Genomic DNA, 11,917 nt, shown 5'->3' on the forward strand with positions numbered 1-11,917 from the left:
AGAAGATTATGAAGTTAGCAGAAGCATTGAGCATCAGAGCCGACTTGCAGAAGAGAGTGGCTCAACTGAAAGAACGTATCAAGGAGAGCGCCAAGGTACAGGAGGGCGATGAACCTTGCGATAACGTGGAGGAACTGTACAAGGAACTGGACGAAGCACTCGTCCAGTTGGAAGACTTGATTTATCGCATCAACATCACCAACGTTCAGATAGTTCAGGACGGAGACTCCTTGACTCGATTGATAGCCAAGAGAGACGTCTTGTCGATGCGTGTCAAGGCATTGAAAGAGGTGGTGAACTACGTAGCTGCCAACGATACTCGCTTTGGCAGAAACGAACTGAAATATGTTAGAACCATAGATATAAAGACTCTTCGTAAGGAGGCTGATACCTATGCCAAGCAGTATCGGGAACTCGACCTGAAAATTCAGAGTTTGAACTGGACTGTAGATTTGCAAGACTTGCCCCGATAATGGAGCGAGGATTGAAATTTTCATTGAGTAGATTAAAATTTTCGGAGAAAAGATAGAGGCAGCAAGAGGCTGACATCAGGCAATAGGTCTGTGTTAGCATTATTAAAAATTCATGTGTTTCATGCAAAGAGACGAGTTTGTTCACAGTTCATTTCAAGCATCGGGCACAAGTGTATCGCGCATTGGTATATGACAAAAGTCAGAAACGCCAGCATTTAGCATTACCATTTTGTTGGCTATCTTTTCTCCTTTTCTTTTTAGGCATTTCTCGTAAATATTCATTAGATTTTTAGAGATTATGGACAATCGTGTAAAATTCTATAGTTGGCTGATAGGTCTCTTGGATCGTAAGCATCTTACCTTTGAGGAGATTGCTAATGAGTGGCGTGATGCCAACGCTAATCAGGATGAGGATGAGCTGGACAAACGTACCTTTCATCGTTATCGTGAAAATATCCAGTCGCAGTTTGGCATTACTGTGGAATGCGACAAGAGCGATGGCTATCGGTATTATCTGAAGCGTGATCCGATTGCTAATGATGATGTGACGGAATGGATGCTGAGTTCCCTGCGGTTGGCTTCGTTAGGTGATATGCTGAAGTTTCACAATAAGGTGATGCTCGATACACCGCCATATAACACGGAATATCTGGATGATATTCTTGCTGCGATAGATAAGCAATATCTACTGAAGTTTAAATACGTTTCGGGTTTCGGAGCAGAGAGCGATATCGTGCTACAACCGGCTTTCGTGAGATATTATAAGCAGAGATGGTATGTTGTGGGAGTAAAGAAACAACGTTCGGTGTCCGAAGGGAAAGCCAATTCAAATGCAGAGGTAGATGTGAGAAAACTCGTTCGCTGTCTTCCTTTCGACCGCATCAGTTTCCTGAAGCTTATTTGCGAAAAGCATCCGTTGTCGGCAAAGATGAAGAAGTTTCTGACTCCAGAGAATTATTATGAAGATTGCTTTGGCATCTATCGGATGGAAGATGTGCCCGTGGAGAAAATCCGCATCCGTGCCTTCTATCCGGAATACAATTACATCGAGGAGGTTCCGCTGCACGAGAGTCAGCAGAAAGTGAAGGAGTCGAAAGACGGAATGTATCGGGAATATACCATCACCATTCGCCCCAGCCGTGATTTCCTTCAGGAACTGTTGTGGCATGGCAGAAATATCATAGTACTGAAGCCTGAGAGCTTGAGGCAGGAGATGATTGGTATCTTAAAGGATATGACGAAGAGTTATGAGACGGGCGAATGCCTGAATGGGGAGGAATAAAAGAATCCTCAGATTGAGAATACACTGTGTGCCCAATCTGAGAAATTCCTGTTATTTATATTCCTTCTGTCAGGAATTTGCGAAGATGCAGGTGCGTGATGCCGTCATCATCATTTTTGGTGAGCAGAGGAGTCATGGAGATAACGTACTTTGGATAGTTGTCCTTGATGGCACGGAGATTGCCAAACTCACGCTCTCTGGTTGCATCGTCGGCTATGATATAGGAAGCTTGCACGTAGATGCGTTCGCCGCCTGGCTTGGTACAAACAAAGTCGATTTCTCCAACTTGCAGTTGTCCTACATAAACTTGATAGCCCAAGCGTATTAGGTTCTGATAGATGATATTCTCTATCACTATCTCAATGTCTCCTTCACGTGTTCCCCCGGCAATGGCATTTCTAATGCCGTTGTCTTCAAAATAAAACTTATCGTTGGTTTCAAGGATACGTTTTCCGTGGATGTCATAGCGGTTCACCTTGTGCAGAATATAGGCTTCACAAAGGAAGGATATGTAATTGGTGATAGCTGCCGAAGCAATGGATTCTCCTTGAGATTTCATATATTTGGAGATACTGTTGGCTGAGATGAGTTTACCTGTATTATCAGCAAGGAAACGCACCAGGTTCTCTAAGAATGGCACGTTTCTTATCTGGTTGCGCATAATGACATCCTTAAGTAAGATGGTATGGTAAATATCCATCTGGTATTCACGTGCATCATCCTCTTCCAGTCCTATCTTTGCCAGACCAGGTAAACCGCCATACTGAATGTACAGAGCAAGTGCTTCGTCATTATCTGATAGTTGATGAAATTCCAGAAACTCGTTATAGCTCAGCGATTGGATATAGATTTCCTTATATCTGCCACCGATAAGAGTGCTCAGTTCATTGCTCAGCATGCGAGCATTGCTACCTGTGATGATAATGTCGGTGTTGGGTTCTGTGCGATAACTTCGGATGGAGCGTTCAAATTCCCTGATGTCTTGTATCTCATCGATAAGGATATAGTTATGTTTATCGGATAAAAAGTGCTCTCCGATATAGTCGTTGAGATCCTGATAGCTCTGAATGTAGTCAAACTCTCTTTTCTCCTTATCTATAAAGATGATATTGTTGCTGTCATCTGCCTTCTTACGGTCACGAATCATCTTCATCATGTAGCTTTTTCCTACACGACGTTGACCTACTAATACGATGATGGTCTCCTTTCCAAGATACTTTTCTATCTTGTCGATATATGATTGACGAATAATAGTTGCCATATTTTTATCACTTATAAATGAAACTTTTTGCAAATATACGAAAAGTTTCACTTATAAGTGATAAAACTTATCTATTTTTGTTTTTTATAACTTATAGATGGTATCGTTTCAATGATATTAAATGCTTGTTGTAACAATTAATCTTCCTTCAGATACCAGTCTTTGATGTATCCGGAATAATGTTTGGCAAACTCCTCGGCTTGTCCAGGAGCGCAGACCTTTACTTTCCTGGCTGGAATACCCGCCCAAATCTCATGTGCAGGAACCTTGGTGCCATGGGTAACTACAGCTCCTGCAGCAATGATAGCTCCTTCACCAATGTCAGCCTTGTCAAGCACAGTGGCATTCATTCCGATGAGAGCACCTTTTCTAACGGTAGCTCCATGAACGATGGCCCCATGTCCCACAGATACATCATCCTCCAAAATGCAAGGCATCGTACCGGTTTGATGGATGCAGGCGCAATCCTGCACATTTACCCTGTTTCCACATCTGATGGCATCCACGTCAGAACGCAATACCGCACTATACCAGATGCTGCAGTCATCGCCAAGAATACAGTCGCCGGTCAGTACGGCATTCTCAGCGATAAAACAATTCTTTCCCCATTGAGGAGTCTTTCCCTCTACTGTCTTTATAATAGCCATATTGAATATATATTTAAATTTGGGTGCAAAGGTAATAAAAATATTGAAATCATACGCAGCATTTTACAGAAAAAGGGTTGCAATCCTCGAAAAGATGGATTGCAACCCTTTATACCTTATTATATATAAGAGTTAAGATAACTCTATCATATATTCAAATGTGGAAGCTGATTACAGTTGAGCCAACTCTACAACCTTATCTACTGCAGCGCTCAAGCCGTCCTTGTTCTTACCGCCAGCCTGAGCATAGTGAGGCTGACCGCCACCGCCACCCTGAATCAACTTGGCAGCTTCGCGAATCATCTTACCTGCGTTCAATCCGTGATCCTTTACCATATCATCGCTGAACATTACGCTGAGCATAGGCTTGTCGTTATAAACAGAACCTACTACGCAGATCATGTTCTCTGGCAAAGCCTCGCGAACCTTGAATACCAAATCCTTGGCAGCTGCTGGCTCCATAGGTAATACGGCTGTAACAACCTTCACACCATTGATTTCTTTTGCGTTCTCTACAAGCTTATCCTTGGCACGCTCTACAGCCTGAGCCTGGAACTTCTCAACATCCTTCTTCAAGGCATCGTGCTCGTCGATGTACTTTCTGATGACACCCTCAAGATCCTTGGCGTTGTTGAACAAGCCCTTCAGGGCTACAATGGTATCCTGTAAGCCGTAGATAGCCTCCTCGCAAGCCTTGCCTGTCAAAGCCTCGATACGGCGGATGCCGGCTGCTACGCTGCTCTCAGAGATGATCTTGAAGAAACCAATCTTACCGGTGCTCTTGGCGTGAATACCACCACAGAACTCAGCAGATGGACCGAAGCGAACCACACGAACCTTGTCGCCATACTTCTCGCCGAAGAGGGCGATAGCGCCAAGCTCCTTAGCCTCCTCGATAGGAGTATCGCGGTGCTCATCCAATGGATAGTCGGCACGGATCATCTCGTTTACCATGCGCTCTACCTTGCGGAGCTCCTCGTCTGTTACCTTCTGGAAGTGAGAGAAGTCGAAACGCAAGGTGTCCTTATCTACATAAGAACCCTTCTGCTCTACGTGCTCGCCCAAAACCTGCTTCAGGCAGTAGTCGAGCAAGTGGGTAGCTGTATGGTTGGCTGCACTTCCCTCGCGGTTCTCGATATCTACGCAAGCCATGAAATCAGCGTTTACATTCTTTGGCAACTCCTTTACGATGTGGATGCTCTGGTTGTTCTCGCGCTTGGTGTCGATAACCTGGATGGTCTCGTTCTCGCTAACGAGTACACCCTTGTCGCCAACCTGTCCACCCATCTCACCGTAGAATGGAGTGTTGTCGAGTACCAACTCATAGAAAGAGTTCTTCTTCTGAGTCACCTTGCGGTAGCGCAGGATGTGGCACTCATATTCTGTATAGTCGTAACCTACGAAGTTCTGGTCGCCTTCCTTCAAAACCTCCCAGTCGCCGTTCTCTACGGCAGCAGCATTGCGGGCACGCTCTTTCTGCTTCTTCATCTCCTCGTCGAAGCCTGCAGCATCTACGGTGTAACCATTCTCACGGCAGATAAGCTCTGTCAGGTCGAGAGGGAAACCATAGGTATCGAAGAGGCGGAATGCGCTCACGCCATCAAGCTGAGTCTCGCCATGAGCCTTGAGCTCGTCCATATCGCCATTGAGGAGGTTGATACCCTTCTCCAAGGTGCGGAGGAATGAATCCTCTTCCTCTTTCATCACGCGGGTGATGAGCTCCTGCTGAGCAGGCAACTCTGGGAAGGCTGCACCCATCTGCTCTACCAATACATTGACGAGCTTGTACATGAATGCCTGCTTCTGACCGAGGAATGTGTAAGCGTAACGTACGGCACGGCGCAAGATGCGTCGGATAACGTAACCTGCCTTGGCGTTGCTTGGCAACTGGCCATCGGCGATAGAGAAGGCTACGGCACGGAGGTGGTCGGCGCAGACACGCATAGCGATGTCGATTTTCTCCTGCTCATCCTTACCCTCCCCATTCTCACCTGTAGGAGTAGTGAAGCCATACTTCTTGCCAGAGATAGCCTCGATTTCCTTGATGATTGGCTGGAAGATATCAGTATCATAGTTAGAGTGCTTGTCCTGCAACATGCGAACCAAGCGCTCGAAGCCCATACCTGTATCGATAACGTGCATTGGGAGTGGTTCGAGAGAACCGTCAGCCTTGCGGTTGTACTGCATGAACACGATGTTCCAGATTTCGATGACCTGAGGGTTATCCTTGTTTACCAACTCACGGCCTGGCACCTGAGCCTTCTCCTCTGGAGTACGAGAATCCACGTGAATCTCTGAGCAAGGACCGCAAGGACCTGTTTCGCCCATCTCCCAGAAGTTGTCGTGCTTGTTACCGTTGATGATGTGGTCGGCTGGCACGTGCTTAGCCCAGTAACCTGCAGCCTCGTTGTCGCGTTCCAGACCTTCCACTTTGCTACCCTCGAATACGGTAACGTAGAGATCGGAAGGGTTGAGCTTCAAAACTTCAGTAAGATACTCCCATGCCATATCGATGGCGCCTTCCTTAAAGTAGTCGCCGAAGCTCCAGTTACCGAGCATCTCGAACATGGTGTGGTGGTAAGTATCGTGACCCACCTCTTCGAGGTCGTTGTGCTTACCGCTTACACGGAGACATTTCTGAGTATCAACACGACGAACATCCTTGCCTGGGTCTTTTGTACCGAGGATGATGTCTTTCCACTGGTTCATACCAGCGTTTGTAAACATCAGCGTTGGGTCATCCTTGATAACCATAGGTGCTGATGGAACAATCTTGTGGCCTTTACCTTCGAAGAACTTCTTGAAGGATTCGCGCACTTCATTAGCTGTCATCATATCTTTTTTATATTTATCTTTAATTTCTTTTTCCTGTTTTGGAGAGGGGATTGAGTATCCTCTCAGAAAATATTTTTGCCCTTTAGGGCATTTTCTTCCGAAAATCTTTGCAAAGATAAGAAGAATTGTTTAATTTTGCAACTAAATTAATTATTTTTGAAATTAAAGACGGAAAAAATGGCAATAATTCCAGATAAAACAACGAAATTGTACTATTCGATCAAGGAAGTAGGTGAAATGTTTGGTCTAAACGACTCTACGTTGAGATATTGGGAAAAGGAGTTTCCTTTTCTCAAACCGAAGGTTGCTGGCAATAAAGTGCGTCAGTATACCGATAAGGATATTGAGCAGGTAAGGCTCATCTACAACCTTATCAAAGTGAAGGGATTGAAGATTGCGGCTGCCCGCAAGTATCTGAACCAAAACAGAACGGGTGCCGAGAAATCTTCTGAAGTTCTCGACACCCTTATTTCTGTAAGAGACCAGCTCAAAGAACTCAAAAAGCAGCTCGATGGACTGGTTTAGTAACTTTGGACTTTATGATTAGCTAGGGTTACCACGCTTCTTCGCCGAAGACATTCTTGATGGTAACTTTAGCAGCTTCTTTCTTGGTGAGCTGACGGCTCCAGGCTACGCGTGCCTTGGTTGCAGCACCTGCACCGTGGTTGTTATATTCGCTGTAGCGGGCTGTCTGTTCGTTGCTCTGCTTGCCCCAGTTGTGCCATCCTTCTGGACGGATGTGGCTGCCCATTTCGCAATTCATGAAGAGGGTAGCTGCATAAGGGCGCCATGGACGGCCCAGATAAACCTTGTCTACACCTGGCTCGGCGGTAAGCTTGCACTTGTTGAATACATAGCCATATTCCTGACCGGCAGGACTGGATGCAGCTGTGATGTAGCTGTTGGCCTTGCTGCGAATCTCACAATTCTCAAACCATGCTCTTCCCGGACCAAAGATGAAATCGGTGGTTCCTTCGATGTAGCAATCATAGAAGGCTGAACGGTTGTTGGCTATACCTGTATAAACGGTATCCTGATTGCCCAGCAGACGGCAGTTCTGAACCAGGATATGATCGCCTTCAAGATGCAGGGAGACTGCTTGTCCCAGTTTGGCTGCATTGTTCTCGATGGTGATGTTTTTCAGGGTGATGTAACTGCCCTGTACCTTCAGGGTATAAGTGCGGAATGTGCCCATCGGTTTACCCTTTACAGCTGCTTCTGAATCGAGTCCACCTACAGGCATCTTGATGTTGGCATGATCGTCCCATGTGATGATGGTGTTATCACGGTCTTCACCACAGATGGTGATGTTGGTGAGCCATGAAGGGAGGATGAGTTTCTCCTTGTATACGCCTTTCTTTACGTAGATTACCTTGCTGTAATCCATGAAAGCGCGACATACTTCGATGGCTTCGTCTATGGTGCGGAATTCGCCGGTACCATCACGGGAAACTACAATCGTGTCGGGGTTGTCATACTTGTTGGCTGCTGCCAGAGGCAACAGGGTCAACATCATTAAAAATGATAAGAATAATTTTTTCATATTGTTTTTAAGCTTGTTGTTTTGAATCTGTTTTTATAAGATGTTGAAATCTGTATGATTTCATAGAGAATCGCCAGATTTAAATCCGGCGATTCTCTATGATTTATCTTTTCTTTATTATCATAAACTCCTAAGTTACAGGATTCTCTGTACTTCCTGCAGATCATCGATATTTCGGAGTTGATTCATAATAATTTTGACTTCTTCGCGGTCGTGAACACGGAGTTCGATTGTTCCGTCGAAGATGCCGTTATCACTACTGATTGTTATCTTGTGGATATTGATGCCTAACTGGTCACTAATCACCTTACTTACATCCAGCAGCATGCCCTTACGGTCGATACCCTTGATTTCGATGGTAGCATCGAAGAGTATCTGCTTGTGCATATCCCATTTGGCATCTACGATGCGGTTGCCGAAACTGGACTTCAGTTTGGCTGCTATGCTGCAAGAGCGCTTATGTATTTCAATGCGGTTCTTGTTGTCGATAAAGCCCATGACGTCATCGCCAGGAATCGCATGGCAGCAGCTAGGGAAGATAAACTGGTTGATATTCTCCTCGGTCAGGATGAGTGGCTTCTTCTTGTTGAAGTCTTTACCCACCACGAAAAGTTCCTGAGGTTTCACGATGCCTTTTTCTGGAGCCTTCTCCTTGCTCTTGCCTAGGAATGGGATATAATTGCGCCAGCTGCTGGCCTGCTGTTTCTTAGGATTGCCCTGCAACTCATCGAAGTCTTTATCGCCTAGGATAATCTGATGGTCTCCCAATGACTGGAAGAGGGTTTCAGGCTTCTGGATATTATGAAAATCGCATAGGCGGTCTACCACCGATGCACTCATCTCGATGCTGTTCTTCTTGAGCCATTCGGTGAGTATGTTTTCTCCTTTCTTCTGAACCTCTCGTGAATCGCGGCGCAGGATGGCAAGAATCTTGCTCTTTGCCTTGGCCGAACTGACGAAGTTTACCCATTCTTCCTGTACATGCTGGCTCTTGGAAGTAAGAATCTCAACCTGGTCGCCACTTTGCAGCTTATGGCTCAGCGGAACCAGCTTATGGTTTACCTTGGCTCCGATACAGTGGCTGCCCAGGAAAGTATGAATCTGGAAGGCGAAGTCGAGAGCAGTACAGCCTGCCGGCATCGTCTTGATTTCTCCCTTTGGTGTGAAGACGAAGATTTCTGAAGCATAGAGGTTCAGCTTGATGGCATCGAGGAAGTCCATGGCATCCGGCTGCGGATCGTCCAGAATCTCCTTGATGGTGCTGAGCCAGTCGTTCAGTTCGTTCTCATCTTCTGTATATTCACCTTCGTTACCTTCTTTGTATTTCCAGTGGGCAGCAAACCCCTTTTCTGCTACCTCGTCCATACGGTCGGAACGAATCTGCACTTCTATCCATCTTCCCTGCTTACTCATCAGGGTAACGTGGAGTGCCTGATAACCGTTTGCTTTCGGATGGTTCAACCAGTCGCGCAGACGGTCAGGATGGCTCTTGTAGATTTTGCTGATGGCTACGTAGATATTGAAGCATTCGTTTACTTCGTTTGCTCTCACCTTTGGCGTAAAGATGATGCGCACAGCAAGAATGTCGTAAATCTCATCGAAGGTAACGTGCTTGTTCTGCATCTTGTTCCAAATAGAATAAGGGCTCTTCACGCGTGCTTTGATTTTGTATTCTACGCCTAACTTGTCGAGTTCTTCGCGGATAGGTGCAGTAAAACTCTCGAAGAGGGTATCGCGCTGCGATTCGGTATCGGCAAGTTTATGCTCTATGTTGGCATACTCCTGTGGATGGTCGTAGCGGAAGCTGAGGTCTTCGAGTTCGGTCTTGATTTTGTTCAAGCCCAATCGGTTGGCGAGAGGTGCATAAATATACAAGGTTTCGCCCGCAATCTTGTATTGTTTGTTGGCCGGTTGCGATTCCAGCGTGCGCATGTTGTGCAGGCGGTCACAAATCTTGATAAGGATAACACGGATGTCATCGCTCATAGTGAGCAATAGCTTTTTGAAGTTTTCTGCCTGTGCTGATGCCTTATCGCCGAAGATTCCACCACTGATCTTGGTGAGTCCATCAACGATTTGTGCCACTTTAGCTCCAAAGATGTTTGAGATATCTTCTACGGTGTAGTCGGTATCTTCTACCACATCATGAAGCAGTGCGGCACAGATGCTCGTTGAGCCGAGCCCCATCTCCTCGCAGGCTATTTGAGCCACAGCGATAGGGTGCATGATATATGGTTCGCCCGAGAGGCGGCGCACACCTTTGTGCGCCTGTCGGGCGAAGTTGAATGCCTTGGTCACTATATCTACCTTCTTGCGGTGTCGCGAACTCAGGTAGGTGTCAAGCAGGTGTTGAAAGGCATCGCCAATCAACTGGTTGTCAGCCTGCTCTCTTTCGAGGTCTTTCAAGTTCTGGTCATCCATAGTGGGTCCCTCCAATAAATTATGTTCTTAATTAGACTGAAAAAACTACAGCGTACGTAGTTCTTTTATTTCACTTTGATTTTCTTTCCGGCACGGATACTGTTACCCTTGATGCCGTTCAGTTTGCGCAGTTTCTTAACGGTTGTTCCGTGGCGTGCTGCTATTTCAGAAAGGGTATCACCATTCTTGATGGTTACACTCTTGTTGCCTTGTTTCCTGTTTCTATCTCGCTTGCTGCTCTTCTTGCTGCGTGAAGAAGCGCTGTGGCGACTGTAGCTGCTTCGTGGGCGGCTATAGGTAGGCTGTGTATCATTGACATCTACGGTAGCGCGCTTCAGGAAGAGTTCATCAGCTCTGTAAGCACAGATGCTGTCCTGCTGGTCGATGAAACTGCCGATGAGGGTAGATGGAAGACGCAATGCCATCGGATGGTTCAATCCGTTGATGATATCATGACGATACTGTGGATTCAGATTGCGCAGGTGCTCGATGTTGATGTTCAGCACTTTGGAAATCTGCTCCAGGTGGATATCTTTTGATACTACGATAGTGTCTGTCTTTACTGGCAGTTCGCTTACCATAGGGCAGATGTTATGATCGCAGTAGTAGTTCATGATGTAGTTGGCAGCGATGAAAGCTGGTACATATCCACGTGTTTCCTTTGGCAGATATGGATAGATGTTCCAGTAGTCGGCGTTGCCTTTTGCACGATGAATGGCCTTGTTGACATTGGTTGGACCGCAGTTGTAAGCTGCAATCACGAGGCTCCAATCGTCGAATATCTTGTACAGGTCGCTCAGATAGTGGGCGGCTGCATAGGATGCTTTTACCGGGTCGCGGCGTTCATCGACGAGTGAGTTTACTTCCAGTCCATATCGTTTGCCGGTAGGCAGCATAAACTGCCATAAACCTGTGGCACCAACGCGTGATACTGCTTTAGGGTTGAGTGCCGATTCAATAACTGGCAGATATTTCAGCTCCAGTGGCAGGTTGTAAGCCTCTAATGCCTCTTCGAAAATAGGCATGTAGAAGTTACTTGCTCCCAACATAAAACTTACCGAACGGCGTAGTTTGCCGCTGTATCGGTCTATGAATTTCTGGACTACCTCATTGTATGGCATTTCTATGATGGTAGGCATTCTCTTCAGGCGGTCGATATACACTTCCTTTTCGAAGACAGGGTTTACATCGCGGTATTTGCAGGTTGTATCTGCCATCATGTAAGTCTGTGCATTGTAAAGGTGGAGTAGGCTGTCGAGGTTATCTTCCAGTCCCTCTGGTACTTCGATTTCCTCCTGCTTTCCGTCTTTGTCGGTAACGGTGATGATATCATCGCTATCTGTTTCTTCTGTAACGTCGGTTTGGGCATGAATGCCTTGTAAGCTGAACAGCATCGCTGCTGCCATGACTAGTATTTTCTTCATATTGATGTTTTATCTCGTCTATGTTTCTAAT

General features: G+C 46.1%; 9 protein-coding genes. 3 read left to right on the forward strand and 6 right to left on the reverse strand.

What is annotated here, in order from left to right; translation table 11 throughout:
- Nucleotides 1-8 precede the first annotated feature (8 nt).
- A complete protein-coding gene (locus RCO84_RS02645; protein ID WP_317577021.1) occupies nucleotides 9-473 on the forward strand; it encodes a DIP1984 family protein in 465 nt (154 codons plus the stop codon).
- 298 nt (nucleotides 474-771) lie between these two features.
- On the forward strand, nucleotides 772-1,755 hold the full coding sequence (locus tag RCO84_RS02650) for a helix-turn-helix transcriptional regulator (protein ID WP_317577020.1): 984 nt from the start codon (nucleotides 772-774) through the stop codon (nucleotides 1,753-1,755).
- A 55-nt stretch (nucleotides 1,756-1,810) separates the two neighbouring features.
- Here the strand turns inward: RCO84_RS02650 and RCO84_RS02655 are convergent, their stop codons facing one another.
- The 3 genes from RCO84_RS02655 to alaS all read right to left on the reverse strand — a co-directional run bounded on the left by RCO84_RS02655 (nucleotide 1,811) and on the right by alaS (nucleotide 6,498).
- Nucleotides 1,811-3,016 carry an ATP-binding protein gene (locus RCO84_RS02655; RefSeq protein ID WP_317577019.1) on the reverse strand — a complete coding sequence of 402 codons (1,206 nt, stop codon included), beginning with the start codon at nucleotides 3,014-3,016 and terminating at the stop codon, nucleotides 1,811-1,813.
- 137 nt (nucleotides 3,017-3,153) lie between these two features.
- Complete coding sequence (locus RCO84_RS02660) at nucleotides 3,154-3,663, reverse strand: gamma carbonic anhydrase family protein (protein ID WP_144153801.1); 510 nt, start codon at nucleotides 3,661-3,663, stop codon at nucleotides 3,154-3,156.
- A gap of 171 nt (nucleotides 3,664-3,834) precedes the next feature.
- A complete protein-coding gene (gene alaS, locus RCO84_RS02665; RefSeq protein ID WP_287837233.1) occupies nucleotides 3,835-6,498 on the reverse strand; it encodes an alanine--tRNA ligase in 2,664 nt (887 codons plus the stop codon).
- Nucleotides 6,499-6,675: 177 nt separating this feature from the next.
- Here alaS and RCO84_RS02670 point away from each other — a divergent pair, with 177 nt between their 5' ends.
- Nucleotides 6,676-7,023: a MerR family transcriptional regulator gene (locus tag RCO84_RS02670; RefSeq protein ID WP_022121419.1), complete on the forward strand. Its 348-nt coding sequence runs from the start codon at nucleotides 6,676-6,678 to the stop codon at nucleotides 7,021-7,023.
- A 28-nt stretch (nucleotides 7,024-7,051) separates the two neighbouring features.
- On the opposite strand, the gene RCO84_RS02675 is transcribed toward RCO84_RS02670, so the two are convergent.
- The 3 genes from RCO84_RS02675 to RCO84_RS02685 form a co-directional block, all read right to left on the reverse strand.
- A complete protein-coding gene (locus RCO84_RS02675) occupies nucleotides 7,052-8,041 on the reverse strand; it encodes a pectinesterase family protein (RefSeq protein WP_117691726.1) in 990 nt (329 codons plus the stop codon).
- Nucleotides 8,042-8,176: 135 nt separating this feature from the next.
- On the reverse strand, nucleotides 8,177-10,462 hold the full coding sequence (locus RCO84_RS02680) for a RelA/SpoT family protein (protein ID WP_317583790.1): 2,286 nt from the start codon (nucleotides 10,460-10,462) through the stop codon (nucleotides 8,177-8,179).
- A 65-nt stretch (nucleotides 10,463-10,527) separates the two neighbouring features.
- Nucleotides 10,528-11,886: a lytic transglycosylase domain-containing protein gene (locus RCO84_RS02685; protein WP_317583792.1), complete on the reverse strand. Its 1,359-nt coding sequence runs from the start codon at nucleotides 11,884-11,886 to the stop codon at nucleotides 10,528-10,530.
- Nucleotides 11,887-11,917 lie beyond the last annotated feature (31 nt).

This window comes from Segatella copri (assembly GCF_949820605.1).
Classification (GTDB): domain Bacteria; phylum Bacteroidota; class Bacteroidia; order Bacteroidales; family Bacteroidaceae; genus Prevotella.

Coding starts and splice junctions, on each gene's coding strand:
- RCO84_RS02645 (WP_317577021.1), top strand. CDS start 9: ATGAAGTTAGCAGAAGCATTGAGCATCAGAGCCGACTTGCAGAAGAGA.
- RCO84_RS02650 (WP_317577020.1), top strand. CDS start 772: ATGGACAATCGTGTAAAATTCTATAGTTGGCTGATAGGTCTCTTGGAT.
- RCO84_RS02655 (WP_317577019.1), bottom strand. CDS start 3,016: ATGGCAACTATTATTCGTCAATCATATATCGACAAGATAGAAAAGTAT.
- RCO84_RS02660 (WP_144153801.1), bottom strand. CDS start 3,663: ATGGCTATTATAAAGACAGTAGAGGGAAAGACTCCTCAATGGGGAAAG.
- alaS (WP_287837233.1), bottom strand. CDS start 6,498: ATGATGACAGCTAATGAAGTGCGCGAATCCTTCAAGAAGTTCTTCGAA.
- RCO84_RS02670 (WP_022121419.1), top strand. CDS start 6,676: ATGGCAATAATTCCAGATAAAACAACGAAATTGTACTATTCGATCAAG.
- RCO84_RS02675 (WP_117691726.1), bottom strand. CDS start 8,041: ATGAAAAAATTATTCTTATCATTTTTAATGATGTTGACCCTGTTGCCT.
- RCO84_RS02680 (WP_317583790.1), bottom strand. CDS start 10,462: ATGGATGACCAGAACTTGAAAGACCTCGAAAGAGAGCAGGCTGACAAC.
- RCO84_RS02685 (WP_317583792.1), bottom strand. CDS start 11,886: ATGAAGAAAATACTAGTCATGGCAGCAGCGATGCTGTTCAGCTTACAA.